Raw genomic sequence first — 25,697 nt, forward strand, 5'->3', positions numbered from 1 at the left:
CGGAAGCTAAGCCTTTCAGCGCCGATGGTACTGCCCGGGGGACCGGGTGGGAGAGTAGGACGCCGCCGGACATAACTCCCAGGACGGGGTCACAGCTACGGCTGTGGCCCCGTTCCTGCATTTCCACCCTTTCTGCACTGCCGATCTTCGGGCCTTCTGTCCGTGGGCTTCTTTCTGCGCCGCACGCCGTTGCCCAGCTCCCGCACGACATGCCCGATCGGGCCTCGGAGCCGGGGGCGATCGGGCGTCCGGTGCTGCACGTCAGGGCTGTGCCTGTTTCGTCAGTCGAGATATGAGCAGCCAGGTACGCCGAACGGCCGGCGCGTACGGGACGCTGCCGGCCGTCGGATGGTGCATGGCGACATCACGGAACCGCGCGGCGAAGCCCCAGGTAGGCCAGAGCAGCGAGCGCGGCGGCGGCGACAGCGGGGAGCCCGATGGTCCAGGACTCGACTGATCGATCGCCCAGCCAGGCCCCCAGCTCGTCCCAGGCCTGGCGCCAGGTGAGCAGGAGGACCAGGCCACCCGCCCCGATGATGCTGGCAGCCGTCAGGACGTAGATGCCTGCGGTCCCCCAGCGCTTGTAGAGCACGCCGAGGCCGATCCCGAGGAACGCGCAGGCCAGCAACGGGACCGCGAAGACGACCACCTGCAGCGCCGGGTTGCCGACGTCGACCGCTCCGGGAGCCCAGAAGTCCAGGCCGACGCCCCATCCGTTGGTGGCGTTCTCGATCGCTGTGAGCGCCGAGAGCACCAGGCCGTACCCGAGCGCCTCGATGACTGCCACCAGCGCCGTGCCCAGGTAGAAGACGCGGCGGCTGAGGCTGAGCCCCATCGCGAAGGGGAACATCATCGTCACCGCCTGGATGAAGGTCACGAGCACGGTGATGTACAGCGCGGCCAGGCCGCCGGTGTTCGAGTCGTCAGCGCGGGTGTCCACGTCGGCCACGGCCCAGATCGCCACGTTGACCGCGAACGCGAGGGCGACGATTGCCCAGGCGATCCCGATGGAGACCAGTGGGTTGACGAGCTGGAGCCGGGCGGCACCCAGGACACGGTTCATCGGGGTGCTCCCTGGAGGGTGTGGTGATCGGCGGTCGACGGGGCGGCGGGCTGCGTTGCAGCGAGGCTCATGGCCACCACCAGCCGCTGGATCGAGGTCGGCTCGACGGTCAGGCCGAGGACGGCGGCGTCCTGCCGGGCCGTGGCCGACGACGCGCGGACGATCGCCCGGGCCTGGCCGGCCATCGACTCCAGGTGCAGGACCTGCCGGGTGGCCCCGAAGGTGGACACCTGGGCCGCCGGCCCGGTGACGGTCAGCGCCGTGGCGCGCAACGTCTCCGCATCGGCGTCGAGGAGGACTCGGCCGCGGTCGATGAGCAGCACGTGCTCGAGGAGGTCGCTGATCTCCTCGATCAGGTGCGTGGAGAGCACGATCGTGCGGGGGTGCTCGGCGTAGTCGGCCAGCAGGCGGTCGTAGAAGAGCTGGCGTGCGACGGCGTCCAGTCCCAGGTACGGCTCGTCGAACAGCGTGACCGGTGCACGCGAGGCCAGGCCCAGGACGATGCCGACGGCCGAGTTCATCCCGCGGGACAGCTTCTTGATCGGCCGCTTCCGGGGCAGGTCGAAGTCGGCGAGCAACTGGTCGGAGAGCGGCTGGTCCCACTGGGGGTAGAGCCGTGCGGCTGCCGCGACGGCGTCGCAGACCCGGAAGTGGTCCGGGTACCGCTGGCCCTCCTTGATGAAGCAGAGCCGGCTCAGCACGGCGTCGTTCTCGTACGGTGCGGCACCGAGCACCTGGACCCGACCTGCCGTGGGCACCCGATGGCCGGTGAGCAGCTGCATCAGGGTGGTCTTGCCGGCGCCGTTCCGGCCGAGCAGGCCGGTGATCGTGTCGGCCTCCACCGAGGTGGAGACGTCGGTCAACGCCGTGTGGCCGCGGAAGCGCATCGTGACCCCCTCCAGCGTGGCGACGGCGGTCACGACCGGCCTCCCCGCTCGCGCAGCATCTGGGCGATCTCGGCGATGCTGATGCCGACCTTGTCGGCCTCGGCCAGCAAGGGGGTGAGGTACTGCTCGGCGAACTCGCTGCGGCGCCGCTTGAGCAGCTGCTCGCGAGCGCCGGTGGCGACGAACATCCCGACTCCTCGTCTCTTGTAGAGGACCCCGTCGGCCACCAGCTGGTTGAGTCCCTTGGCTGCGGTGGCGGGGTTGATGCGGTGGAAGGCGGCCAGCTCGTTGGATGAGGGGGCCTGGCTCTCCTCGGGGAGGGAGCCGTCGACGATCGCGTCCTCGAGCTGCGTCGCGATCTGCCGGAAGATCGGGCCGGCGTCCTCGTTCACCCGGGCCCACGCCCCTTCGGGCTCGTGGGTTCATTACTCATGTAATGAACCATAGGACCGGTCGCACGAGTCGCACAAGTCCCCGCAACGTCACCGTCACACGGGCCGGTTAGGTTCCTGACTCCGCCGGCCCGCCGACGACAGGAGGACGACGCCCGTGTTGCTGTCCCCGCACGAGCAGGAGCGGCTGATGCTCAGCTACGCCGCCGAGCTCGCCCGACGCCGTCAGGCCCGGGGCCTGAAGCTCAACCTCCCGGAGGCGACCGCGATCGTCACCGACCACGTGCTCGAGGGCGCCCGAGACGGCGAGCTCGTCACCGACCTCATGCAGTCCGGCCGCACCGTGCTCACCCGGGACGACGTGATGGACGGCGTCCCAGAACTGCTGGAGGAGGTGCAGGTGGAGGCGACCTTCCCGGACGGGACGAAGCTGGTGACCGTCCACCACCCGATCCCGTGAGCGTCAGCGAGCGGGACGATCGAGCAGAGTTCGTGATCCCCGGCGAGGTCATCACCGCCGAGGGGGTCATCGAGACGCTGCCCGGCGTGGCGCGGGTCGAGCTGGCGGTGCACAACACCGGCGACCGGCCGGTCCAGGTCGGCTCGCACTTCCACTTCGCCCAGGCCAACCGGGCGCTCGCGTTCGACCGGGCCGCGGCGCACGGTCACCGGCTGGACATCGCCGCCGGCACGGCGGTCCGGTTCGAGCCCGGCATCCAGCGCACCGTCACCCTCGTCCCGCTGGCCGGCGCCCGCGTCGTCCCCGGGCTCACTGCGGAAGGTGGGCTGGCCTGATGGTGCAGCTGTCCCGGGAGCGCTACGCCCAGCTCTACGGCCCGACGGTCGGCGACCGGATCCGGCTGGCCGACACCGACCTGCTCATCGAGGTCACCGAGGACCGCTGCGGTGGTCCGGGGCTGGCCGGCGAGGAGGCGGTGTTCGGCGGCGGCAAGGTGATCCGCGAGTCGATGGGGCAGGGCCGGGCCACCCGCGCCGAGGGCGCCCCTGACCTGGTGATCACCGGCGCGGTCGTGCTGGACCACTGGGGGGTCGTCAAGGCCGACGTCGGCGTCCGCGACGGCCGGATCGTCGCGCTGGGCAAGGCCGGCAACCCGGACACGATGGACGGCGTCCACCCCGACCTGGTCATCGGTCCGGGCACCGAGATCCTGGCCGGGAACGGCAAGATCCTCACCGCCGGCGGCATCGACTGCCACGTGCACTTCATCTGTCCGCAGATCGTGCCGACGGCGATCGGCTCGGGCATCACCACGATGATCGGCGGCGGCACCGGGCCGGCCGAGGGCTCCAAGGCCACCACCATCACGCCGGGCGACTGGTACCTGGCCCGGATGCTCGAGGCGATGGACGGCATGCCGGTCAACGTCGCGCTGCTCGGCAAGGGCAACACCGTCTCCGTCGACTCGCTGGAGGAGCAGCTGCGGGCCGGGGCCAGCGGGTTCAAGCTGCACGAGGACTGGGGCTCCACGCCGGCCGCGATCGACGCCGCGCTCACCGTGGCCGGCCGCAACGGCGTCCCGGTCGCCCTGCACTCGGACACCCTGAACGAGGCGGGATTCGTCGAGGACACCCTGGCCGCGATCGCCGGCCGGAGCATCCACGCGTACCACACCGAGGGCGCCGGGGGCGGGCACGCACCGGACATCATCACCGTCGCCGGGCATCCGAACGTGCTGCCCAGCAGCACGAACCCGACCCGGCCGCACACGGTGAACACCCTCGACGAGCACCTCGACATGCTGATGGTCTGCCACCACCTGGACAGCTCGGTGCCCGAGGACCTGGCCTTCGCCGAGAGCCGGATCCGGCCGACCACGATCGCCGCCGAGGACCTGCTGCACGACCTGGGCGCGATCTCGATGATCGGCTCCGACGCCCAGGCGATGGGCCGGGTCGGTGAGGTCGTGATGCGGACCTGGCAGACCGCGCACGTGATGAAGCGCCGCCGTGGGTCGCTGGCCGGGGACGGGGCGGCGGACAATCTGCGGGCCCGCCGGTACGTCGCCAAGTACACGATCTGCCCCGCGGTCGCGCACGGCATCGACGGCGAGGTGGGGTCGGTGGAGCCGGGCAAGCTCGCCGACCTGGTGCTCTGGGACCCGGGGACCTTCGGCGTCCGGCCGCACGTGGTGCTCAAGGGCGGGATGATCGCCTGGGGGCAGATGGGCGACGCCAACGCTTCGATCCCGACGCCGCAGCCGGTGCTGCCGCGGCCGATGTTCGGCGCGTACGGCCGGGTGCCGGCGCAGACGTCGGTGCACTTCGTCGCCCCGGCCGCGATCGAGGGCGGGCTGGCCGACCGGCTGGCCGTCGACCGGCGGCTGGTCGCGGTCACCGACACCACCCGGCTGGGCAAGGCGGACATGCCGGAGAACACCGCGCTGCCGGAGATCCGCGTCGACCCGGACACCTTCACGGTCTCCGTCGACGGCGAGGTCTGGGAACCCGACCCGGTGCGCGAGCTCCCGATGGCCCAGCGGTACTTCCTCTTCTGATGGCCGGCTCCCGATGACGGCTGCGCTGCTCACCCTCGCCGACTCCCGGCTGCCCGCCGGGGGCCACACCCACTCCGGCGGAGTGGAGCAGGCGATCACGGCCGGGGTGCTCACCGACCCCGGTTCGCTGGCGGTCTTCCTGCGCCGGCGGCTGGCCACCTCGGGTGCGGTGGCCGCCGGGCTCGCTGCCGCCGCCTGCCGGGCGGCGGACGCCACCGACCCGGTGGCGTCCCTGGCCGCGCTGGACGCCGAGGCCGACGCCCGCACCCCCTCCCCGGCGCTGCGGGCGGCCTCCCGGCAGCAGGGCCGGGGGCTGGTCCGGGTCGGCAGCCGCGCTTGGCCTCATCCGGCGTGGGCGGCCCTTCCGGCGCAGCCGCACCACCCGCTGGCGCTTGGGATCTGCGCGGCGACCGGCGGGCTGACCCCGCGGGACGCCGCACACGCCGCCGCCTACCTGTCGATCAGCGGGCCGGCCACCGCCGCCCAGCGGCTGCTGGCGATGGACCCGATCACCGTGGCCGCGGTGACCGCCCGGCTGGCCCCGGAGGTCGACGAGGTCGCCGCGGCGTCCGCCGAGGACCTGCCGGCGGCCACCGATCCCCTCCTCGACCTGCTGGCCGAGGTGCACGCCGCCCGCACGGACCGCTTCTTCGCCTCATGACCGGGAGTGCACATGCCGCCTGACCACCGGATCGACGACTACGTCGACCCGTACACCCCCGAGCACCGGCACGGCGGGCCCCTGCGGGTCGGCCTCGGCGGCCCGGTCGGCTCGGGCAAGACCGCCCTGGCCGCCGCGCTGTGCCGCACGCTGGGCGCCGAGTACGACCTCGCCGTCGTCACCAACGACATCTACACGACCGAGGACGCCGACTTCCTCCGCCGCAACGCCGTGCTGCCCGACGACCGCATCGAGGCGGTGCAGACCGGGTGCTGCCCGCACACCGCGATCCGCGACGACATCACCGCCAACCTGGACGCCGTGGAGCTGCTGGAGGCCCGGCACCCGGGGCTGGAGCTGGTCTTCGTCGAGTCGGGCGGGGACAACCTGACCGCCTCGTTCAGCTACGGGCTGGTCGACGTCCAGGTGTTCGTGGTCGACGTCGCCGGCGGGGACAAGGTGCCGCGCAAGGGCGGGCCGGGGGTGACCGCCTCCGATCTGCTGGTGGTCAACAAGACCGACCTCGCGCCGCTGGTCGGCGCCGACCTCGGCGTGATGCGCCGTGACTCCGACGCGGTGCGGGGCGGCAAGCCCACGCTGCTGATCTCCTTGCGCGAGGACCCGGCGGCGACCGAGGTGGCCGAGTGGGTGCGGGAGCAGGTGCGCGCGAAGGCGTTGCAGACGGCGTCGTGAGGACGCTGGTGGAGGTGGTCGCCCGGTGCGACGGGCGGGGGCGCACGGTCCTGCCGGTCGTGCGCGCCAGCGGCCAGCTGGCCGTGCGGCGCACCGGGCCGGCGACGGTGCACCTGGTCGCGACGGCCTTCGGCCCGCTGGGCGGGGACGACGTGGAGATCCGGCTCGTGGTGGAGGCCGGTGCCCGGCTCGGCGTGCACTCGGTGGCCGCGGCCGTCGTGCTGCCCGCCCGGGGCCATTCCCCGCCGTCGCGGCAGGTGGTCCGGGCCGAGGTCGCCGGCGTGCTGCACCTGGCGCCGGAGCCCACGGTGGTCACCGCACGGGCCGACCACCGGGCCGAGCTGCACGCCCAGCTGTCCGGCCACGCCGAGCTGACCGCGACCGAGCAGGTCCTGCTCGGCCGGGTGGGCGAGGAGCCGGGGCGGTGGACCGGTACCACCCGGGTCGAGCAGGACGGCCGTCCGCTGGTGCACACCACGATCGGGCTCGGCCCCGGCGCGCCGGCCTGGCTGCCGCCGGTGGCGCCGCGGGCCTACGTCTCCACGGTCTCGATCGGTGGCCCGCAGTCCGAGGTGGCGACCGGGGTCGACGCCGTCCGGCTGCCGCTGCCCGGCGGCTGGGTGGGCACCGCGTGGGCGGAGGAGCTGCACGAGGCGGTGACCCGGTTGGCGTCGGTGACGCCGCGGCCGGTCGACGAGCTGGTGGAGGTGGCGCGGTGAGCGGGACGTTCGTCGTCCGGGCCCGGCGGGTGGTGCTGCCCGACGGGGAGCGGCCGGCCGCGGTGCACGTGCAGGACGGCGTCGTCGCCGCCGTCACCGGGTTCGACGAGGTCAGCGACCCGGTCGTCACCCTCGCCGACGACGAGGTGCTGCTGCCCGGGCTGGTCGACAGCCACGTGCACGTCAACGAGCCCGGCCGCACCGAGTGGGAGGGGTTCGCCTCGGCGACCCGGGCGGCGGCGGCCGGCGGGATCACCACGATCGTCGACATGCCGCTGAACTCGATCCCGCCCACGGTCGACGTCGAGGCGTTGCACGTGAAACGCGCGGTGGCGCAGGGCCAGGTCAGCGTGGACGTCGCCTTCTGGGGTGGTGCCGTGCCCGGCAACGCCGGCCAGCTCCCGCAGCTGCTCGCCGAGGGTGCCGTCGGCGTGAAGTGCTTCCTGCTCGACTCCGGCGTGCCGGAGTTCCCCCCGCTGGACGACGCCGGCCTCCGGGCTGCGCTCACCGAGCTGGCCGCGGTCGACGGGCTGCTGATCGCGCACTGCGAGGACGACGACGTGATCACCGCCGCCCCGCAGCCGGGCGGGCGGAGCTACGCCGACTTCCTCGCCTCACGGCCGGGTGCGGCGGAGGAGACCGCGATCGGCCGGCTCATCGCCGCCGCCCGGGACACCGGCGCCCGGGTGCACGTCGTCCACCTGGCCGACGCCGGGGCGCTGCCGATGCTGCGGGACGCCCGGGCGGACGGGGTGCGGATCACGGTCGAGACCTGCCCGCACTACCTGACGTTCAGCGCCGAGGAGGTGCCCGACGGCGACACGTCCTTCAAGTGCTGCCCGCCCATCCGGGAGGCCGGGCACCGGGAGGCGCTGTGGCAGGCGCTGGCCGCCGGGGACGTCGACCTGGTGGTCAGCGACCACTCACCGTGCACGCCGGAGCTCAAGCGGCTGGACGTCGGCGACTTCGCGCTGGCGTGGGGTGGGATCGCCGGGCTGCAGGTGACCCTGCCGGTGGTGTGGAGCGGCGCCCGGGCCCGCGGGTTCGGGCTCACCGACGTCGTCCGGTGGATGTCGGCCGCGCCGGCGCAGCTCACCGGGTTGGCCGGCAAGGGCGCGATCGCCGTGGGCAAGGACGCCGACCTGGTGGCCTTCGCGCCGGACGAGCCGTGGCGGGTGGCGCAGCTGCACCACCGCAACCCGGTCACGCCCTACGCGGGGCGGGAGCTCACCGGGGTGGTCCGCCGCACGTGGCTGCGCGGGCAGCCGCTGGTCGACGGGGCGGCTCCCCTCGGCCGGTTGCTGAGCAGAGAGGAGCGGTGAACCGGCCGACGCCGGCCCACCCGGTGGTGGGTCAGCTGCGCTGCTCGCCCTCCTCGCGGGCCGCCTCGTCCAGGACCTGCGGGTCGTCCTGGACCCCGCCGGCCGGGTCGGCGTTGCCGAGGGCCGTCTCGGCGGGCATCTGCTGGACGTGCTGCTGGGCGCGGGCCTTCAGGTCGTCGTCGGGGCTGGTCACGGGTCCTCCTGGGTGTTCGGTCCGGTCGGGTCGACAGCGCCCTACCCCCGCCGTGCCACAGTGACCCGCGTCCACCCCGATCCGTCTGGAGCCCGATGACCGGCCCTGCCCACTCCGGCCCCTCCTTCCCCGGCCCTTCCTTCCTGGCCCTGCCCGACCTGGCCCGCCGCGACCTCGGTGGCGCCGTCGTCGCCGCGAACGACGAGTTCTTCGCCGCCCGGGAGAACCTGGTGCTGCCGCACCCGGCCGTGCCGCGTGCCGAGTTCGGGCACAAGGGCAAGGAGTACGACGGCTGGGAGACCCGGCGGCGCCGCAGCCCCGGGCACGACTGGGCGATCGTGCGGCTCGGGGCGCCGGGGGTCGTGGCCGGGGTCGTCGTCGACACCGCGTTCTTCACCGGCAACTACCCACCGCAGGCCTCGCTGGAGGGCGCTGCGGTCGAGGGCCACCCCTCGGTCGAGGAGTTGACCCGCGCCGACTGGCAGCCGCTGCTGCCGCTGTCGGACCTGGTCGGCGACACCGCCAACGCCTTTGCCGTCGACTCCGACCGGCGGTACACGCACGTACGGCTGTCCATCCACCCCGACGGAGGCGTGGCCCGGCTGCGGGTGCACGGCACCGTGGTCGCGGACCCGAGGCTGGTGGACGCCGGGCCGTTCGACCTGGCCGCCCTGGAGAACGGCGGGCGGGTCACCGGCGTGAGCAACGCCCACTACGGCAGCCCGCACCAGCTGATCGGCCGCGGGACGGCCCGGTCGATGGGGGAGGGCTGGGAGAACGCCCGCCGCCGCGGCACGGGCAACGACTGGGTCGACCTCGACCTCGCCTGCGAGGGCGCGGTCACCCTCGCCGAGCTGGACACCTCGTGGTTCCTCGGCAACGCCCCCGGCACCGCGTCGCTGACCGGCCGCACCGCCGACGGTGGGGAGGTCGAGCTGCTGCCGCGCACCCGACTCCAGCCGGACACCCGGCACCGGTTCGTCCTGGACGGCGCCACGGGCGTCAGCAGCGTCCGGCTCGACGTCTTCCCGGACGGCGGGATGGCCCGGCTGCGGCTGTGGGGGCGCCCCACCGCCGCCGGCCGCGCTGCGCTGGGGCGCCGCTGGTTCGACGCGCTGCCCGACGTCCAGGCGCTGGAGGTGCTGGGCTCCCTCGGCGTCGACCCGGCCGAGGCGGGCCGGCTCGTCGGCCACCGGCCGCTGTCCGGCGAGCTGCCGCCGGCCGTCCGCGCCCTCCTCGCCGGTCGGGCCAGCTGACAGGGTCGGTCAGGTGCCGGTGATGTGCTCCGGCCGCACCGGCACCCGGGTCAGCGGGAGGCCGGTAGCAGCGCGGATGGCGGCGAGCACCGCCGGGCCGGAGGAGATGTTGGGGGCCTCGCCGACCCCGCGCAGGCCGTAGGGGGCGTGCGGGTCGGCGTACTCGAGGACCTCGATGCGCATCGGCGGCATGTCCAGGATGGTCGGGATCAGGTAATCGGTGAACGACGGGTTCCGCACCTTGCCGTCCTTGATGAGGATCTCCTCCATCACCGCAAGCCCGAGGCCCTGCGCGGTGCCGCCCTGGATCTGGCCGACCACCGCCTGCGGGTTGATCGCCTTGCCGACGTCCTGGGTGCAGGCCATCTCGACCACCTTGACCAGCCCCAGCTCGGTGTCGACGTCCACCACGGCCCGGTGGGCGGAGAAGGCGTACTGCACGTGCGCGAACCCCTGGCCGGTCTCCGGGTCGATCGCCTCGGTGGGGCGGTGCCGCCACTCGAGGGTCTCCTCCAGCACGTCGTCGCCCAGCAGGTCGGCCAGCGGGACGGCGATGTCCTCGCTGTCGGACACCACGGCACCGCCGGTCAACCGCAGGTCGGGAACGGTCCGTCCCACCAGCCGCTCCGCCCGGGCGAGCACCTGCTCGCGCACCTTCTCGCAGGCGGCCTTGACCGCCCCGCCGGTGACGTAGGTCTGCCGCGAGGCCGAGGTCGAGCCGGCCGACCCCACGCTGGTGTCCTTGGGGTGCACGACGACGCGCTCGACGCCGAGCTCGGTGCGGGCGATCTGCTGCTCCACGGTGACGAGCCCCTGGCCGACCTCGGCCGCCGCGGTGTGCACGGTCGCGGTGGGCTCGCCACCGACCACCTCCAGGCGCACCCGGGCGGTCGAGTGGTCGTCGTAGCCCTCGGAGAAGGCGACGTTCTTGTACGCCACCGCATAACCGACCCCGCGCCGGACGCCCTCCCCGTGGGTGGTGTTGGAGACCCCGCCGGGCATGTCGCGCAGGTCGACCTCACCGTCGCCGGACGCGGCCGGCAGCGGCATGGCCTCCAGCCGGCGTAGCAGCTCCACGACCGGGGCCGGGCTGTCGATCACCTGGCCGGTGGGGGTGGGCGACCCCTCCTCCATGGCGTTCCGGCAGCGCAGCTCCACCGGGTCCATGCCCAGCTCGGCGGCGAGCGCGTCCATCTGCGACTCGTAGGCGAAGGCGGTCTGCACCGACCCGAACCCGCGCATGGCCCCGCACGGCGGGTTGTTCGTGTACGCGCCGTAGCAGTCGACGTGCACGTTCGGGACGACGTAGGGGCCGATCCCCATCGTCCCGCCGTTGCCCACCACGGCCGGGGTGCTGGAGGCGTAGGCGCCGCCGTCGAAGTAGATCGCCGCCTTGACGTAGACCAGCTCGCCGTCCCGGGTGGCGCCGTGCTCGTAGCGCATCGTCGCCGGGTGCCGGTGCACGTGGCCGAAGAAGGACTCCTCCCGGTTGTAGGACATCTTCACCGGGCGGCCGGTGCGCAGCGCCAGCAGGCACGCGTGCACGTGCATCGACAGGTCCTCCCGGCCGCCGAACGCGCCGCCCACGCCGGCCAGGGTCAGCCGCACCTGCTCGGGCGGCAGGGCGAGGGCCGAGCAGATCTGCTTCTGGTCCACGTGCAGCCACTGGGTGGCGACGTGCAGCTCCACGCCGCCGTCCTCGGCCGGCACGGCGAGGCCGGACTCCGGGCCGAGGAAGGCCTGGTCCTGCATCCCCACCTCGTACTCGCCCACCACGACGACGTCCGCGGTCGGCGACGGGTCGCCGGTGCGGACCTTCAGGTGCCGCACCAGGTTCCCCTCCGGGCGCAGGTGGGCGTTCTCCCGGCTCAGCTCGGTGACCTCGGCGGTGGAGTCGTGCACCTGGTTCCAGGTCGGGTGCCCCAGCGCGGTGCGCGCGTCGGTGACCGGCTCCCAGACCTCGTAGTCGACCTGGATCCGGGAGGCGGCCAGCCGTGCGGTCTCGGGGTGGTCGGCGGCGACCAGCGCCACCGGTTCGCCCTGGTAGCGGACGACGTCGAGGGCCAGCACCGGCTGGTCGGCCAGCTCGAGCCCGTACACCTTCTCGCCCGGCACGTCGTCGGCGGTGAGCACGGCGGAGACGCCGGGGGTGGCCAGCGCGGCGCTGGTGTCGACCGAACGGATCCGGGCGTAGGGGTGGGGGCTGCGCAGGGTGACCCCCCAGAGCATGTCCGCCATCCACAGGTCGCTGCCGTAGGCGAACTCGCCGCGGACCTTGAGGACGCCGTCGGGCCGCTGGGCGTCGTCGCCGACCCCGCCGCTGCCCGGCCCGGTCAGGTGCTCCGGGGCCCCGGTCGGCGTGCGGGTCGGTGTGCTCATCGGTCTCCCCCTGCCGTGGGCTCGGCCATCCGGTCCGCGGCGAGCCGGACGGCGTCCAGGATCTTCTCGTAGCCGGTGCACCGGCAGAGGTTGCCGGCCAGCGCCTCGCGGGTCTCGGCGTCACTGGGCCGGCCGTGCCGGGTGATCAGGTCGTGCGTGGCGACCAGCAGCCCGGGCGTGCAGAAGCCGCACTGGACGGCGCCGGCGTCGAGGAAGGCCTGCTGGACCGGGTGCAGCGACTCGGCGTCGGCCAGGCCCTCGACGGTGCCGACCTGGCGACCCTCGGCCTGGCCCGCGGCGACCAGGCAGGCGCAGACCGGCAGGCCGTCGAGGTAGACGGTGCAGGAGCCGCACTCACCCTGCTCACAGGCGTTCTTCGACCCGGGCAGGCCCATCCGCTCCCGGAGGACGTAGAGCAGGCTCTCGCCCTCCCAGACGTCGTCCACGTGCTGCTCGGTGCCGTTCACGGTGCAGGTCAGACGCACGTCAGGCCTCCTCGGTCGCGGAGCGGTGGTCGGCCCAGGCCCAGGTCAGGGCGCGGCGGGCCATCACGGACAGCGCGTGGACGCGGTAGCGGGCACTCCCGCGGACGTCGTCGATGGGGGCAGCCGCGGCGGCGACCAGCTCCCCGAACCGGGCGATGGTCGCCTCCGGCAGCTCGGCACGGGAGTCCCACAGTCCGCTGCTGTCGAGCTCGCCGGCCAGGAACTCCTCGGCGGCCGGCGCGCGACGCGGCGTCGGGGCGGCCGAGCCGATGCCGGTGCCGACCGCGCGGCGGTCGGGGTGCAGGGCCAGGCCGAACGCGGCCACGGCGATGACCATCGCGTTGCGGGTGCCGATCTTGCTGTACTGCTGCGGGCCGCTGGCCAGGGCGACGTGGACGGCGGCGATCAGCTCGTCCTCGTCCATCGCGTTGCGCTTGACGCCGGTGTAGAAGTCGTCGATCGGGATCCGGCGGGTGCCCCGGGCCGATGCCACCTCGACCTCGGCCCCGGCGGCCAGCAGCGCGGGGTGGGCGTCGCCGGCCGGTGAGGCGGTGGCGAGGTTGCCGGCGACCGTGCCGCGGTTGCGGATCTGCGGGGAGCCGATGGTGCGGGACGCCATGGCCAGGCCGGGCAGCCGGTCGCCGAGCTCGTTGATCACCCGCGCGTAGCTCACCCCTGCCCCCAGCCGGACGGCGCCGTCGGCGACCTGCCAGTCGCGCAGGTCGGCCACCCGGGTGAGGTCCAGGAGCCGTGCCGGGCGGAGGTGGCCGAAGTTCAGGCCCACCATCACGTCCGTGCCCCCGGCGATCGGCACGGCGTCCGGGTGGGCGGCCTTCGCCTCCAGCGCCTCGGCCCAGGTGGCCGGTTGCAGGAAGTCCATGGGGCTCCTCGTCGGTGGGGGACGGCCACGGTAGCCCGGCCGTGTCACGGGGCGATGACGGGTGATGCGGTCCGGACACACCTCGGACACGTCCGGGCGGCAGGATGCGCGGGGTGCAGACCGCTGACCTGCTCGTGCACGACGCCGAGCTGATCGCCACCGTCGACGACGCCCGCCGCGAGCTCGCCGGAGGGTGGGTCGCGATCACCGACGGCGTGGTCAGCGGCCTCGGCGGCTCGGCCGACCCGCAGCCGGCCGCCGTCCGCCGGGTCGACGCCCGCGGCTGCCTGGTCACGCCCGGGCTGGTGAACACCCACCACCACCTCTACCAGAACCTGACCCGGGCCTACGCCCCCGCGCTCAGCGGCGGGTTGTTCGACTGGCTGGTCACGCTGTACCCGCTGTGGGCCCGGCTCGACGAGGAGGCGGCGCACGTCAGCGCGTTCGTCGGGCTCGCCGAGCTGGCGCTCTCCGGCGGCACGACGTCGACCGACCACCTCTACGTGCACCCGCGCGGCGCCGGCGACCTCATCTCTGCCGAGGTGGCCGCGGCCCGGGAGCTCGGCGTCCGGTTCTCGCCCACCCGCGGGTCGATGTCCCTCTCCGTCAAGGACGGCGGCTTGCCACCGGACTCGGTGGTGCAGGACGACGACGAGGTCCTGGCCGACTCGCAGCGGCTGGTGGAGGCCCACCACGACCGCTCGCCCACGGCGATGACGCAGATCGCACTGGCGCCCTGCTCGCCGTTCAGCGTCTCCCCCGGCCTGATGCGCCGCACCGCAGAGCTGGCCGAGTCCCTCGACGTCCGGCTGCACACGCACCTCGCCGAGACCCAGGACGAGGACGCCTTCTGCCTGGCGACCTTCGGCCGGCGTCCGGTCGACCACCTGACCGACGTCGGCTGGATGACCGACCGGACGTGGCTCGCGCACGTGGTCTGGCCGGACGCCGCCGAGGTCGTCCGGCTCGGTGCCGCCCGGGTCGGGGCGGCACACTGCCCCTCGTCGAACATGATCCTGGGCAGCGGTCTCGCCCCGGTGGCCGAGCTGCGGGCGGCCGGCGCACCGGTCGGGCTCGGGGTCGACGGCTCGGCGTCGGCGGACTCTGCATCGCTGTGGCTGGAGGCCCGCACCGCGATGCTGCAGGGCAAGCTCCGGCACGGCGCCGCGGCGATGTCGGCCCGGGACGCGCTGGAGATCGCCACCCGCGGCGGCGCCGCGTGCCTGGGCCGGGCCGGGGAGATCGGCGAGCTGTCCGTCGGCGCCTGCGGTGACCTCGCGATCTGGTCACTGGAGGGCGTGCGGTTCGCCGGCGCGCTGTCGGACCCGGTGGAGGCCTGGCTGCGCTGTGGTCCGGTGTCCGCGCGGCACACCGTCGTGGCGGGGCGGTTCGTGGTCGAGGACGGCGCCGTCGTGCACCCCGGGCTGGAGGAGCAGCTCGCCGTCCACCGGCGGGTGTCGCAGCGGATGCAGGCCCCGCTCGTCTGAGCGGGGCGCCGGGTCAGGTGGAGAGCTCTCCGCGGACCACCGAGACACCGGAGTGCGTCGGGTCGCCGTCGAGCGGCTCGACCGAGACGTCGACCAGCGGGTAAGCGGCGAGGTCGATGCCGTCGGGAAGCGGCAGCACGGTCGCGCCCTGCTGGACGATGCCGACCGGCACCATCCGCTGGGCATCGGCCTGCAGCAGCCACACCTCGTAGTAGGCGTCGTCCAGCGCCGGCACGTCGAGGTCGACCTGCAGCTCACGGACTCCGCCGCGATCCCGGACCTCCGCCGTGCCCGAGGCGATCTGCTCCGGCAGCGGGTCGAGCCCGGCCTGGGCCACCACGGCGCCGCCGGCGCCGTCCTGGGTGACCGCGACCGCCCCGGCGCCGATGACGCCGCCCACCAGCACGGCGGCGGCCAGCGGCAACCACCGGCTCGCCGGCCGGCCAGCGGAACGCGGCCGGAAGGGCAGGACGGTGGACCCGGCCGGTTCGGGATCGACCGTTCCGGCCGTCGCGGTTTCGGCCTGAGCCGGCCGGGGCATGGGGATCTCGCGTGCCAGACCGGCCTCGACCTCGGCCGGACGAGGGGAGACAGCGACCCCGGTCGCGGCGGCGATGGCTGCCCAGACCTGCGGGGGTGGGGCCACCGCCTGGCGGGGCGTGGCCAGTGCAGGGACGGCGAGGACGTCGACGCTCCGCCGCAGCGAGGTGACCTCCCGCTCGCACTCGGCGCAGTCGGTCAGGTGCGCGGCGCACTCGGGCGACGGCTGCTCGCCGAGGGCGGCCAGCGCCAGCTCGTCAGGATCGCAGTGCTGCACCGTCCACCTCCAACCGGTCTCGCAGGCGCTCCAGGGTGCGTCTGATGTGGCTCTTCACGGTGCCCAGCGGGATGCCGGTGCGTGCCGCGATCTGTGCATGGGTCAGGTCCTCGAAGAACGCGAGCTCGATGATGCTTCGTTGCGGCTGGCCGATCCGGTTCAACTCGCCCAGCAGGAGCACGCGGTCGGCCACCTCGGTGGCCAACTCGCTGCCGGGGCCGGCGCTCGGTGCTGAGCGCGCCTCGCTCGCGGCCGCCTCGGTCGAGCGACGCTGCCGCTCCCGCTTGGCCCAGGTGTCGGCGATCTTGTGCCGGCACACCCCCACCAGCCAGGCCGGCAGTGCCCCCTGGTCGGGGCGGTATCGAGCTCGCCCGGTCCAGGCCGAGATGAAGGTCTGCTGGGTGACGTCCTCGGCGTCGGGGCCGGGCCCGAAGGCCCGCACCGCCATGCCGTGCACCTGCGCCGCCCACCGCTCGTAGGCCCAGGCCAGGGCCTGCTCGTCGCCGTCGACGAAGCGCCGGGCGACCTCGGCGTCGTCCGGCTCGGCGCCCTGTTGCACCGAGCCCTGGGTGATGGGCACGTCAGCGACCGTACCCAGTGGCGGCCGACGGACGGCCAGGAGGCTCATGGGAGCGGTTCGGCAACGACGACCACGTTGTCGCGATAGCTGCGGAGCTCGGGGATGAAGGGGCCGCCGCAGGTGACCATGACCAGCCGGGGCGGGCCGTCCCGACCGAAGATCGTGTCCAGCGGCAGGACCTGCTTGGTGATGGTCTCGCGGGAGACCACCTGCCAGCGGGTCTCCGCGCCGTTCGCGCCGGTGACCACGACGACGTCACCCACCTCGGTGCTGCGCAGCGGGGCCAGGGCGCCCAGCCCCTGCTCCCGGTCGTCGACGTGCCCGGCGAGCACCGCCGAGCCGTCGGCCCCCGGCACGGGACCGAAGCGGTACCAGCCGACCCGGTCCACGTCCTCCGGCAGCTCCATCTGACCGTCCGCGGAGACCCCCACCGAGTCCAGCGGGGCGTCCACTCCCCGGGCCGGCAGGCTCAGCCGGACCGGAGCCGCAACCGGTGCGGCCACGGTGGGCGCCGCGTCCCGGGTGGTCACCGGGGGGAGGTCGAGTGCAGGCGCCGACGGCGGAACCGCCCCGGAGGGGGACGGTGCCGCCGTCGGCGAGGGTGCCGTCACCGAGGGCGACGGCGCGTCGATCGCCTGCTCCACCGTGGTGCCCGCTGCCTCATCGGGCTGGGTCAGTGCCCAGGTGACCGGTGTCCCGATCGCCAGGGCGAGACCCAGCACCAACACGACGACGGAGCTGCGCACGGTGGTGCTCCTGTTCTCGGTCGGGTCAGACCCGGCTGGTGGCGTACTTGCGGCCGGCGAACGCGGCAGCGGCGAGGCCGGCCACGGTCAGGCCGACCAGCGGTGCCGGCATGCCCTCGTCAGCGGCCAGACCGGCCGAGCCACCGGGGACGCCGGTCGGGGCGGAGGCCCCGGCCTGGACCGTCTGGGTGGCCAGCTCGTAGCCGGCGTCGGCGGAACCCCACGCGTAGACGATGGTGTTGGCGCCCTCGGCCACGGTCAGGTCGGCCGGGCCGATCGCCACGGTGTCGGTACCGGCGAGGACCACGTCGGCGCTCACGTCACCGGCCGGGACGGTCAGCGACTCCTCGTTCGGGTTGACCAGGCCGTCGATGACGACCTCGCCACCGGCCCGGACGTCGACGGCGGGCGCCGCGGCCACGTGGCGCACGGTGAGCCGGCCCTCGCCCGCGGGGACCGCGGAGGTGTCGTTCACGAACGGGGTGAGCTCCGGGGCGCCGGCCTCGGTGAGGTGGGCGACCACGGTGGCGTCGGCGCCGGCCGGGATCTCCACGTCGTCGAGGCTGACCGCGACCTCGGCGGACTCCGGGTCGGCGCCGGCGGGGTAGACCGTCAGGTCGTACTCGCCGCCGGGGAGGGTGAGCGGCCCGGCGAGGGTGCCGGGCATGAAGTCGGAGATGAGCTCTTCACCGTTGGCGTAGACGTCCACCGGGGTCTCGGGGATGGCGTGCAGGACCGAGACCGTCGCGGTGTGCGAGTCGGCCAGCGCGGGGGTGGCCGCGAAGAGCAGGGCGAACGCGCCGGTGGCGCCGGCGGTCAGGGCGATCGGGCGGGTCTTGTTCACGATGACGTTCCTTCCGTTGGAATGCACTGTCGTCTCGGGCTTCCTGCCCATCCCCGGTCGGGGATTCACCTGATCCGGACCTGGAATCCGTCGGATCAGTGCGCCAGCGCAGTGACCGGACTGTGGTGCCCGCCGTCGTGCTGGGCCGGGTCAGCGCCCAGGTGACCGGTGTCCCGATCGCCAGGGCGAGACCCAGCACCAACACGACGGCGGAGCTGCGCACGGTGGTGCGTCTGTCCGGGTCGGTCAGACCCGGCTGGTGGCGTACTTGCGGCCGGCGAACGCGGCAGCGGCGAGGCCGGCCACGGTCAGGCCGACCAGCGGTGCCGGCATGCCCTCGTCAGCGGCCAGACCGGCCGAGCCACCGGGGACGCCGGTCGGGGCGGAGGCCCCGGCCTGGACCGTCTGGGTGGCCAGCTCGTAGCCGGCGTCGGCGGAACCCCACGCGTAGACGATGGTGTTGGCGCCCTCGGCCACGGTCAGGTCGGCCGGGCCGATCGCCACGGTGTCGGTACCGGCGAGGACCACGTCGGCGCTCACGTTGCCGGCCGGGACGGTCAGCGACTCCTCGTTCGGGTTGACCAGGCCGTCGATGACGACCTCGCCACCGGCCCGGACGTCGACGGCGGGCGCCGCGGCCACGTGGCGCACGGTGAGCCGGCCCTCGCCCGCGGGGACCGCGGAGGTGTCGTTCACGAACGGGGTGAGGGCGGGCTCGCCGGCCTCGGTCAGGTGGGCGGCCACCGTGGCGTTGGCACCGGCCGGGACGGCGACGTCCATGGCCTGCAGCAGCGGCTCACCGGACGCGTCCTCCGCGTCGGCCGGGTAGAGCGCCAGGTCGTAGTCGCCGGCGGGCAGCGTGAGCGGGCCGGCGAGGGTGCCGGGCTCGAAGTCGTCGATCAGCCGCTCGCCGTTGGCGTAGACGTCGACCGGGGTCTCCGGGATGGCGTGCAGGACCGAGAGGGTCGCGGTGTGCGAGTCGGCCAGCGCGGGGGTGGCCGCGAAGAGCAGGGCGAACGCGCCGGTGGCGCCGGCGGTCAGGGCGATCGGGCGGGTCTTGTTCACGATGACGTTCCTTCCGTTGGGGTGGACTGTCATCTCGTACTTCCTGCCAACCCCCGGTCCTGGATGCACCTGGTCCTGGATGCGCCTGTCCGGATCGTGTGGTTCGGAGATCAGGGCGCCAGTGCCGTGGCCAGCAGGTCCAGCTGATCGACGGTCGCGTCCAGGTGGGGGGAGACCCGGAGCACCGGGCCGGTGAGCTCACCCGGTGCCCGTTCCCGGCCGGCCTCCGTCGTCAGCACGCCGTGCTCGGTGCGCAGCCGGGTGACCACCTGCCGGACGTCGACGTCCGGCGGGGGACGCAGCGTGGTGAGGGCGGTCGGCTCGTCCAACGGCTCGGCCACCTGCCACCCAGCCCGCCCGTCGAGCCGCTCCCGGGTGGCGCGGCCCAGCGCGGCGAGCCGCTCGCGGACCCGGTGCGGGCCGGCGGCCAGGTGCTCGCCCAAGGCCACCACCAGGCCGACCCGGCCGGCCACGTGCGCTTCGTGCGACTCGTACCAGCGGGCGTGGTCGACGCCGGTGCGGTCCTCGTCGTACAGCTCCGGGCCGACGAGCGGGGAGAGCTGCGCGCTGACCGCCGGGCGCAGGACGAGGAAGCCGACGCCGCGCGGCCCGGCGAGCCACTTGCGAGAGGTGCCGTACGCGGCGTCCGCGCCCAGGTCGCAGTCGACGTGACCGAGGGCCTGCGCGACGTCCAGCACCAGGGGGACCCCGGCCGCCCGGCACAGGTCGGCGACCTCCCGCCCGGGCTGGACGACGCCGCGGTGGCTGGCCACCAGGGTGAGGTGCACGAACGCCGGCGGGTCGTCGCGCAGCGCCCGCTCGACACCGGCCAGGTCGGCCCGGCCGACGGCGTCAGCGGGCAGCACCACCGGCGTCAGCCCGGCGGCGGTGAACGCGGCGACGTTCTGCCAGTACTCCCCGGGCAGGACGCCGACCCGGGCGCCCGGCGCCAGCCGCCAGCGGGAGACCAGCGTGCGCACGGACGCCGACGCGCTCTCGGTGAAGGCCACGTCGGCGGCGGCCATCCCGACCAGCCCGGCCAGCACCGAACGGCCCTGCTGCAGCAGCCCGTCGGCGGCCTGTTCGGCGACGTAGCCGCCGAGTTCGGCCTCGTGCCGGGCGTGCCGGGCGACGGAGTCGAGGACGGCGGTGCTCTGCCGGCTGCAGGCGGCATGGTCCAGGTGCACGGCCGCCGGCTGCAGGCGGGCGGCACGCCAGGCGTCGCCGAGGTCGTCGTGGGGGAGGCCGCCTGCCGGGCTCACCGGGGCACCGACAGGGACAGTGCGACGTCACCGGCCCCGTCGGTCCACCAGTGCGTCATCCGGAGGCCGGCGGCGGCCAGCTCCTCCTCGACCCGGGCACGGCGGAACTTGCTCGACACCTCGGTGCGCATCTCCTCCCCGGCGGCGAAGGGCACCGTCAGCCCGATCGCGGCCAGCTCCACGACCTGGTCCCGGGCCGAACGCAGCCGCATCTCGATCCGCTCCTCCTCGGGGTCCCAGACCGCGACGTGCTCGAAGGCGGCCGGATCGGCGTCGCCGGCGAGCTCCCGGTTCAGCACCGCGAGGACGTTCTTGTTGAACGCCGCAGTCACCCCGGCGGCGTCGTCGTAGGCGCGCACCAGCCGGTCGGGGTCCTTGACCAGGTCGGTGCCGAGCAGGAGGGAGTCCCCCGGCCGCAGGGTCGCCGCGAGGGAGGAGAGGAACGCCGCCCGCGGCTCGGGCTCCAGGTTGCCGATCGTGGAGCCGAGGAAGGCGACCAGCCGGCGGCCCTCCTGCGGCAGGTCGCCCAGGTGCACGGTGAAGTCGGCGACCACCGCGTCGACCGCCGTCCCCGGATAGTCCGCGGTGATCTGGGCGCCGGCGGCCCGCAGCACCGTGGGGTCGACGTCGACCGGCACGAACCGGCGCAGCGTGCCCGCCTCGGCCAGCGCGGTGAGCAGCAGCCGGGTCTTCTCCGAGGTCCCGCTGCCCAGCTCCACCAGCGTGTCCGCAGTGGTGGCCGAGGCGACGTCCGCGGCCCGCTCGGCCAACAGCGCCCGTTCCGCGCGGGTCGGGTAGTACTCCGGGAGTCGGGTGATCTGGTCGAACAGCTCGCTGCCGCGCTCGTCGTAGAACCAGCGGGGTGGCAGCGTCTTCGGGCTCGCGGTCAGGCCGGCGCGCACGTCGGCGGCGAGCGCAGCGCCGGAGTCGACCGGGCCGAGGTGGTCGGTGAGCGTGAACGTCATGCGGGCTCCGATGCGTCGAGGGACGTCTGGGTCAGGCCGTCGGGGGTGACCTCGACGAGCGTCCGGTCGGGGACGTCGGCCCAGCGCGGGTCGTCGTCCCACGGTTCACTGGCCAGCGCCGTCCCCTCGTCGGTGGCCAGCACCGAGAGGGTGTCGCCCCAGGTGGTGGCCAGCAGGCGGGTGCCGTCGGCGGCGAGCAGGTTGAGCCGGGCGGCCGGGTCGGCGGCCCCCACCTCGCGGACGGTCTCGCCGAGCGCCGCCATGCCCCGGGAGAAGACCAGCGCGGCCAGCAGTGCACTGTCCACCACCGACTCGGCGTCGCGGGCCGGGGGCAGCACCGCCCGGTCGACCCGGCCGTTGTGCGACAGCAGCCAGCGGCCGTCGGTGAACGGGGCGGCCGCCGCCTCCTCGATGGGCATCCCCACGGTCGCCGAGCGCACGGCCGCCAGCACGCAGCGGGCCGAGACCGCGGGGGCGACCGAGGCGAAGGAGGCCGATCCCCACAGCGGCCGCTCCGACCGCCAGCGGGCCGGCTCCGGTCGACCGGCGGCCCAGAAGCCCACTCCCCAGCCGTCGGCGTTCACCGTGCCGTACCGCTGCCGGCGGGGGGCGTAGGACTGCACCAGCAGGGACGACGGCGGGTCGAGCACCAGGGCCGCCAGCGTCCGGGGCTGTCCGAGCCAGGCGAGGTGGCGGCACATCAGACGGCTCCGGTCATGCGTCGAAGGCGAGTCGGATGCCGCTGAAGACCTGCCGGCGCACCGGGTGGTCCCAGTTGCGGAAGCTCGGCCGGGACACCGAGGCGCCGACCGCCCAGGAGGCCCCGCGCAGCACCTTGTAGTCGCCGCCGAAGAAGGGGGCGGAGTAGTCGGCGTAGAGCATCGGGGTGAAGCCGGGCCAGGGCCGGAAGTCCGAGGAGGTCCACTCCCAGACGTCGCCCATCAGCTGCTCCACCCCGAGCGCCGAGGCGCCGGCGGGGTAGGCGCCCACGGGGGCGGGACGCAGCGCCAGGCCGCCGAGGTTGGCCAGCTCCGGGGTCGGGTCGGCCGCGCCCCAGGGGAACCGCCGCCGGCCACCGGTGGCCGGGTCCCAGACAGCCGCCTTCTCCCACTCCTCCTCGGTGGGCAGCCGCCCGCCCGCCCAGGCGGCGTACGCCTCGGCCTCGAAGAAGGTCACGTGCTGGACCGGTTCGTCCGCCGGCAGCTCCTCGACCAGGCCGAACCTGGTCCGGGTGCCCCCGGGGCCCCAGGACCCCGGTGCGGTGAGGCCCGCGTCGCAGCGGTGCTGCCAGCCGCGCGCCGACCACCAGCGGGGGTCGGTGTAGCCGCCGTCGGCGACGAACGCGGCGTACTCGGCGTTGGTGACCGGCACCCGCCCGATCCGGAACGCCGGGACGTCGACGACGTGCGCCGGCCGCTCGTTGTCCAGGGAGAAGGGCTCCTCGGTGCCGTCCACCCCGAGGCGGAACGGCCCACCGGGGACCAGCACGGTGGTGCCCGCCAGCCCCGGCCGGCCGGCCGGGAGCCGGGAGCCGGTGCCCAGCAGCGGTGGGCCGGCGCGCAGCTGCAGGGTCTGCAGCATCGTCTCGTCGTGCTGCTGCTCGTGGCTGACCACCATGGCGACGTCGAACGGGTCGTCGTCCGGCCCGGAGCGGTCGAGCCGGTCCAGCACCCGCCCCCGCACCTCGGCGCAGAACGCCCGGGCCTCCACCGGGGGCAGCAGCGGGAGCCGGACCCGTGCGGCCCGGGGGTGGGTGAAGGCGTCGTACAGCTGCTCGACGTCCGGCGGCAGCACCCCGGTGCACCGGGCGTTGCCGCCGCGCAGCAGCCACAGGTCCTCCTGCTGTCCGATGTGCGCCAGGTCCCAGACCAGCGGGCTCATCAGCGGCGAGTGCTGGCGCAGCAGCTCGGGCTCGTCGTGCTCGGTGAGCAGCAGGGTGCGTTCCCGGGCACGGGTGAGCTCCTGGGCGAGGGTCTCCCTCAGGTCGGTCATGTCCCCTCCTCGGTGTCGTCGGTCGCGGCCAGCAGCGCGGCTGCCGGGCCGTCGGTCCGGGCGGCGTGCAGCAGGGCGTCGCCGGGGCTGGCCCGGCGCTCGACCAGCTCGGCGAGGGCCGTGACCTGTGGCCGCAGGCCCGCCGGGGCCCGGCGCACGGCCACCTCCAGGCAGGCGACGGCGGCCGCGTGCAGCTCCGGGTCGGCCAGTCCGATCCGGGTGGCCTGCTCCCAGCGGCCGGAGACCGGCTCGGTCGCTGCGGCGGCGGTGTCGGCGGCCACCGGGTCGTCGAGCAGGGTGCCGGCCACCGCCGAGAGGGCCGGCCACCACGGCTCGGGCGCGGCGTCGAGGTACCGCAGTTCCAGGTAACCGCGCAGTCGGACCGGCGGGAACAGCGTGGTCAGGTGGTACTCCAGGTCGGCCGCGGTCGGCCGCCGATCGGTCGGCCCGGCTCCGCGGACCCAGTCCGCGAACGACGTCCGGCCGCGCACCGGGACGGCGTCACCCGCCGGTCCGCGCACCAGCATGACCGGCGCCGCCAGGGCGAACGCGGCCCACTCGTCGGTCGGGTCGGGCCCACCGGGCAGCGGGCCACAGCGAGCGGGGTCCAGCTGGGCCCAGATCCGCTGCCGCCCGGAGCGCCAGCCGGTCTCGCGACCGGCCAGCATCGGTGAGCAGGCGGAGACCGCCACCAGCACCGGGCCGAGCGCCTGGGCCAGCCGGACCCGCGTGGCCCACCCGGCTCGAGGCCCGGCCTCCACGTTGACCTGCAGCGCCGCGGTGCTGGTCATCATCGTGACCCCGGCCGCCCGGTGCCCCAGCGCCTGGAAGTGCTCCTCCATCGCCACGTAGCGGGGGCCCGGACTCACCCGTTGCGCGGGGCGGCACGGGTCCGCGCCCAGTGGGGCCAGCCCCAGGCCCGCCGTGGCCAGCCGGGCCCGGACGGCCGCCAGGTCGGACCGCAGGCCGGTGACCGCTGCCGTGACGTCGGGGGCCGGTGGGCCGGACAGCTCGACCTGGCCGCCGGGCTCCAGGGTGACCCGGCTGCCGCCGTCCAGCGGGGGCAGCGTCGCGACGGCGGCGGTGACCCGGTGCCAGGGCACCCGGGTGCCGGGGGAGGCCCGGTCGACCAGGTGGGCCTCGAGCTCCAGCCCGATCGGCCCGGTCGGCGCCGGGTGCAGCGCGCGGGCGGCGACGTGCTCCCGGGCGGCGTCGAGGTCGTTCAGGACGTCGTCGGCGGGATGGTCGGCCAGTGCTGTGGACGTGGTCATGCTGCCCCCTCCAGGTCCGGACCGGTCGTGTCGACCGCGGGTCGGTGCGGGGGCGGCGTGCCGGGTGGCGGCCGTCCTCGCTGACCATCTTCCACGGATGTGACCGCACGGCAACCCGCGTCCCCGGCCTCCTCGTCAGCTCCCGGCCGGCTGCACGCCTAGCTGGGGCGTGAGCGGGTAGGGAGACCGTGGACACGGCTGCCAGGACGGCGGCTCCGCGACGGGCAGGACGGGGATCAGCAGGCATGGACGGGGCAGCCGGGTCCGGCAGACACCGGGCGCTGATCGGCGACTCGGACACCGAGTTGGTCGACGGCACCGTCGCCTTCGTCTGCGCCGGGCTGGACGCCGGGGAGCCGGTGGTGGTCGCCTGCAGCGACCGGACCACCCAGCTCCTGCAGCACGCGCTCAGCGACCGGCCGCAGGTGACCTGGGTCCCGTGGTCCGACGTGTACGGGAACGGGCCGGCCGCGGCGATCACCGCCGTCCGCCGCCTGGGGGAGCGCCACCGGGTGGCCGCCAGTGCGGTGGTCCGCGTCGTCCTGGAGCCCATGCCCGGGTCCGACCACGACACCTGGCGGGAGTGGCAGCGGTACGACGCCGTCCTGGACCACCAGCTCGCGGAGGCGCACCGCACCGGTGACGACCCGCTGATGGTGCTCTGCCTGTGCGACACCCGACGGTTGCCGGCGCCCCTGGTCGACGCGGCCCGCGCCACCCACCCGGTGCTCCAGGTCGACGGGCAGGAGCAGGTGAACCCCGACCACGTCGACCCCGCGGAGTACCTGGCCTCGGTGCCCGTGCCGCCCGAGCCGCTGGAGGCGACCGAGCCGCTCGTCCACGCGGACTCGGTGCGCGACCTGCGCGGGCTGCGCCGTGACCTCGCCACCCGGGCTGCCGACGCCCGGTTGCCGACCGGTTCGGAGCCCGCGTTGGAGGATTTTCTCCTCGCCGTCGACGAGATGACCACGAACGCGCTGCGCCACGGCCGACCGCCGGTCGACCTGCGGCTGTGGGCCGGCGACGACCGGCTGGTCTGCACGGTGACCGACCACGGCGCCGGGCTGCAGGACCCGTTCATCGGCTACGGCCCAGCCCACGGCGACGACCTGTCGCTGGGCGGCATGGGGCTGTGGCTGGCCCGCCAGCTGTGCGACCACGTCGACATCACCGAGGCCGGCGACGGCGTGCAGGTCCGGCTCACCACCGTCCTGCGCTGACG

27 protein-coding genes and 1 rRNA gene are annotated in these 25,697 nt (G+C 74.7%); 11 read left to right on the forward strand and 17 right to left on the reverse strand.

Features of this window, described 5'->3' with window-relative positions:
* Positions 1–71, forward strand: a 5S ribosomal RNA gene (gene rrf, locus O2W18_RS21660); the annotation flags it as partial.
* A 293-nt stretch (positions 72–364) separates the two neighbouring features.
* Here rrf and O2W18_RS00005 read toward each other — a convergent pair.
* From O2W18_RS00005 to O2W18_RS00015, 3 genes are read right to left on the reverse strand one after another with little or no spacing between them, the layout of a single operon-like run.
* Positions 365–1,063, reverse strand: a complete 699-nt coding sequence (locus tag O2W18_RS00005; protein ID WP_269185536.1) for a hypothetical protein — start codon at positions 1,061–1,063, stop codon at positions 365–367.
* Complete coding sequence (locus O2W18_RS00010; protein WP_269185537.1) at positions 1,060–1,983, reverse strand: ABC transporter ATP-binding protein; 924 nt, start codon at positions 1,981–1,983, stop codon at positions 1,060–1,062. Before O2W18_RS00010 ends, O2W18_RS00005 begins: the two co-directional genes overlap by 4 nt.
* Positions 1,980–2,342, reverse strand: a complete 363-nt coding sequence (locus O2W18_RS00015; RefSeq protein ID WP_269159296.1) for a GntR family transcriptional regulator — start codon at positions 2,340–2,342, stop codon at positions 1,980–1,982. Before O2W18_RS00015 ends, O2W18_RS00010 begins: the two co-directional genes overlap by 4 nt.
* Before the next feature lie 157 nt (positions 2,343–2,499).
* Here O2W18_RS00015 and O2W18_RS00020 point away from each other — a divergent pair, with 157 nt between their 5' ends.
* From O2W18_RS00020 to allB, 7 genes are read left to right on the forward strand one after another with little or no spacing between them, the layout of a single operon-like run.
* Positions 2,500–2,802: an urease subunit gamma gene (locus tag O2W18_RS00020; RefSeq protein ID WP_269181289.1), complete on the forward strand. Its 303-nt coding sequence runs from the start codon at positions 2,500–2,502 to the stop codon at positions 2,800–2,802.
* Positions 2,799–3,137, forward strand: coding sequence for an urease subunit beta (locus O2W18_RS00025; protein ID WP_269185538.1), 339 nt, complete (start codon positions 2,799–2,801; stop codon positions 3,135–3,137). Before O2W18_RS00020 ends, O2W18_RS00025 begins: the two co-directional genes overlap by 4 nt.
* Positions 3,137–4,858, forward strand: a complete 1,722-nt coding sequence (locus O2W18_RS00030; RefSeq protein ID WP_269185539.1) for an urease subunit alpha — start codon at positions 3,137–3,139, stop codon at positions 4,856–4,858. Before O2W18_RS00025 ends, O2W18_RS00030 begins: the two co-directional genes overlap by 1 nt.
* 13 nt (positions 4,859–4,871) lie before the next feature.
* The gene (locus O2W18_RS00035) at positions 4,872–5,519 is read left to right on the forward strand and encodes an urease accessory protein UreF (RefSeq protein WP_269185540.1); all 648 of its coding nucleotides are present in this window, start codon (positions 4,872–4,874) and stop codon (positions 5,517–5,519) included.
* Between the two features lie 12 nt (positions 5,520–5,531).
* Positions 5,532–6,212: an urease accessory protein UreG gene (ureG, locus tag O2W18_RS00040; protein ID WP_269185541.1), complete on the forward strand. Its 681-nt coding sequence runs from the start codon at positions 5,532–5,534 to the stop codon at positions 6,210–6,212.
* A complete protein-coding gene (locus O2W18_RS00045) occupies positions 6,209–6,931 on the forward strand; it encodes an urease accessory protein UreD (RefSeq protein ID WP_269185542.1) in 723 nt (240 codons plus the stop codon). Before ureG ends, O2W18_RS00045 begins: the two co-directional genes overlap by 4 nt.
* A complete protein-coding gene (allB, locus tag O2W18_RS00050; RefSeq protein ID WP_269185543.1) occupies positions 6,928–8,253 on the forward strand; it encodes an allantoinase AllB in 1,326 nt (441 codons plus the stop codon). The genes O2W18_RS00045 and allB overlap by 4 nt, the downstream gene beginning before the upstream one ends.
* Positions 8,254–8,284: 31 nt before the next feature.
* On the opposite strand, the gene O2W18_RS00055 is transcribed toward allB, so the two are convergent.
* Entirely contained in the window at positions 8,285–8,446 is a 162-nt protein-coding gene (locus tag O2W18_RS00055; RefSeq protein WP_269185544.1) for a hypothetical protein, read from the reverse strand.
* Positions 8,447–8,541: 95 nt separating this feature from the next.
* Between O2W18_RS00055 and alc the strand changes: the two genes are divergently transcribed.
* Complete coding sequence (gene alc / locus O2W18_RS00060; RefSeq protein WP_269185545.1) at positions 8,542–9,702, forward strand: allantoicase; 1,161 nt, start codon at positions 8,542–8,544, stop codon at positions 9,700–9,702.
* A gap of 9 nt (positions 9,703–9,711) precedes the next feature.
* On the opposite strand, the gene pucD is transcribed toward alc, so the two are convergent.
* From pucD to O2W18_RS00075, 3 genes are read right to left on the reverse strand one after another with little or no spacing between them, the layout of a single operon-like run.
* Positions 9,712–12,081 (reverse strand): xanthine dehydrogenase subunit D, encoded by a 2,370-nt coding sequence (gene pucD, locus O2W18_RS00065; RefSeq protein ID WP_269185546.1) that lies wholly within the window; start codon positions 12,079–12,081, stop codon positions 9,712–9,714.
* The gene (locus tag O2W18_RS00070; protein WP_269185547.1) at positions 12,078–12,566 is read right to left on the reverse strand and encodes a (2Fe-2S)-binding protein; all 489 of its coding nucleotides are present in this window, start codon (positions 12,564–12,566) and stop codon (positions 12,078–12,080) included. Before O2W18_RS00070 ends, pucD begins: the two co-directional genes overlap by 4 nt.
* Position 12,567: 1 nt before the next feature.
* Positions 12,568–13,446, reverse strand: a complete 879-nt coding sequence (locus O2W18_RS00075; protein WP_269185548.1) for an FAD binding domain-containing protein — start codon at positions 13,444–13,446, stop codon at positions 12,568–12,570.
* 113 nt (positions 13,447–13,559) lie between these two features.
* Between O2W18_RS00075 and O2W18_RS00080 the strand changes: the two genes are divergently transcribed.
* A complete protein-coding gene (locus tag O2W18_RS00080) occupies positions 13,560–14,933 on the forward strand; it encodes an 8-oxoguanine deaminase (RefSeq protein ID WP_269185549.1) in 1,374 nt (457 codons plus the stop codon).
* A 13-nt stretch (positions 14,934–14,946) separates the two neighbouring features.
* Here the strand turns inward: O2W18_RS00080 and O2W18_RS00085 are convergent, their stop codons facing one another.
* From O2W18_RS00085 to egtA, 10 genes are all read right to left on the reverse strand, one after another.
* Positions 14,947–15,750 carry an anti-sigma factor gene (locus tag O2W18_RS00085; protein ID WP_269185550.1) on the reverse strand — a complete coding sequence of 268 codons (804 nt, stop codon included), beginning with the start codon at positions 15,748–15,750 and terminating at the stop codon, positions 14,947–14,949.
* Positions 15,731–16,330, reverse strand: coding sequence for an RNA polymerase sigma factor (locus O2W18_RS00090; RefSeq protein ID WP_269185551.1), 600 nt, complete (start codon positions 16,328–16,330; stop codon positions 15,731–15,733). The genes O2W18_RS00085 and O2W18_RS00090 overlap by 20 nt, the downstream gene beginning before the upstream one ends.
* Positions 16,331–16,374: 44 nt before the next feature.
* Positions 16,375–17,076: a class F sortase gene (locus O2W18_RS00095; protein ID WP_269185552.1), complete on the reverse strand. Its 702-nt coding sequence runs from the start codon at positions 17,074–17,076 to the stop codon at positions 16,375–16,377.
* A gap of 25 nt (positions 17,077–17,101) precedes the next feature.
* Positions 17,102–17,920 carry a DUF4397 domain-containing protein gene (locus O2W18_RS00100; RefSeq protein WP_269185553.1) on the reverse strand — a complete coding sequence of 273 codons (819 nt, stop codon included), beginning with the start codon at positions 17,918–17,920 and terminating at the stop codon, positions 17,102–17,104.
* 246 nt (positions 17,921–18,166) lie between these two features.
* Positions 18,167–18,985: a DUF4397 domain-containing protein gene (locus O2W18_RS00105; RefSeq protein ID WP_269185554.1), complete on the reverse strand. Its 819-nt coding sequence runs from the start codon at positions 18,983–18,985 to the stop codon at positions 18,167–18,169.
* 110 nt (positions 18,986–19,095) lie between these two features.
* The gene (gene egtE, locus O2W18_RS00110; RefSeq protein ID WP_269185555.1) at positions 19,096–20,247 is read right to left on the reverse strand and encodes an ergothioneine biosynthesis PLP-dependent enzyme EgtE; all 1,152 of its coding nucleotides are present in this window, start codon (positions 20,245–20,247) and stop codon (positions 19,096–19,098) included.
* Positions 20,244–21,212, reverse strand: coding sequence for an L-histidine N(alpha)-methyltransferase (gene egtD / locus O2W18_RS00115; RefSeq protein WP_269185556.1), 969 nt, complete (start codon positions 21,210–21,212; stop codon positions 20,244–20,246). Before egtD ends, egtE begins: the two co-directional genes overlap by 4 nt.
* Positions 21,209–21,913, reverse strand: coding sequence for an ergothioneine biosynthesis protein EgtC (gene egtC, locus O2W18_RS00120; RefSeq protein WP_269185557.1), 705 nt, complete (start codon positions 21,911–21,913; stop codon positions 21,209–21,211). Before egtC ends, egtD begins: the two co-directional genes overlap by 4 nt.
* Before the next feature lie 13 nt (positions 21,914–21,926).
* Complete coding sequence (gene egtB, locus O2W18_RS00125) at positions 21,927–23,204, reverse strand: ergothioneine biosynthesis protein EgtB (RefSeq protein ID WP_269185558.1); 1,278 nt, start codon at positions 23,202–23,204, stop codon at positions 21,927–21,929.
* Complete coding sequence (egtA, locus tag O2W18_RS00130; protein WP_269185559.1) at positions 23,201–24,475, reverse strand: ergothioneine biosynthesis glutamate--cysteine ligase EgtA; 1,275 nt, start codon at positions 24,473–24,475, stop codon at positions 23,201–23,203. The genes egtB and egtA overlap by 4 nt, the downstream gene beginning before the upstream one ends.
* Positions 24,476–24,720: 245 nt before the next feature.
* Here egtA and O2W18_RS00135 point away from each other — a divergent pair, with 245 nt between their 5' ends.
* Positions 24,721–25,695, forward strand: coding sequence for a sensor histidine kinase (locus O2W18_RS00135; RefSeq protein WP_269185560.1), 975 nt, complete (start codon positions 24,721–24,723; stop codon positions 25,693–25,695).
* Positions 25,696–25,697 lie beyond the last annotated feature (2 nt).

The sequence above is a fragment of the Modestobacter sp. VKM Ac-2983 genome (assembly GCF_026967885.1).
Lineage (GTDB): Bacteria > Actinomycetota > Actinomycetes > Mycobacteriales > Geodermatophilaceae > Modestobacter.

Bases quoted from the DNA above. Each gene is read 5' to 3' on its own strand.
- O2W18_RS00005 (WP_269185536.1), bottom strand. From the start codon at position 1,063: ATGAACCGTGTCCTGGGTGCCGCCCGGCTCCAGCTCGTCAACCCACTG.
- O2W18_RS00030 (WP_269185539.1), top strand. From the start codon at position 3,137: ATGGTGCAGCTGTCCCGGGAGCGCTACGCCCAGCTCTACGGCCCGACG.
- O2W18_RS00035 (WP_269185540.1), top strand. From the start codon at position 4,872: ATGACGGCTGCGCTGCTCACCCTCGCCGACTCCCGGCTGCCCGCCGGG.
- ureG (WP_269185541.1), top strand. From the start codon at position 5,532: ATGCCGCCTGACCACCGGATCGACGACTACGTCGACCCGTACACCCCC.
- alc (WP_269185545.1), top strand. From the start codon at position 8,542: ATGACCGGCCCTGCCCACTCCGGCCCCTCCTTCCCCGGCCCTTCCTTC.
- pucD (WP_269185546.1), bottom strand. From the start codon at position 12,081: ATGAGCACACCGACCCGCACGCCGACCGGGGCCCCGGAGCACCTGACC.
- O2W18_RS00075 (WP_269185548.1), bottom strand. From the start codon at position 13,446: ATGGACTTCCTGCAACCGGCCACCTGGGCCGAGGCGCTGGAGGCGAAG.
- egtD (WP_269185556.1), bottom strand. From the start codon at position 21,212: ATGACGTTCACGCTCACCGACCACCTCGGCCCGGTCGACTCCGGCGCT.
- egtC (WP_269185557.1), bottom strand. From the start codon at position 21,913: ATGTGCCGCCACCTCGCCTGGCTCGGACAGCCCCGGACGCTGGCGGCC.
- egtB (WP_269185558.1), bottom strand. From the start codon at position 23,204: ATGACCGACCTGAGGGAGACCCTCGCCCAGGAGCTCACCCGTGCCCGG.
- egtA (WP_269185559.1), bottom strand. From the start codon at position 24,475: ATGACCACGTCCACAGCACTGGCCGACCATCCCGCCGACGACGTCCTG.
- O2W18_RS00135 (WP_269185560.1), top strand. From the start codon at position 24,721: ATGGACGGGGCAGCCGGGTCCGGCAGACACCGGGCGCTGATCGGCGAC.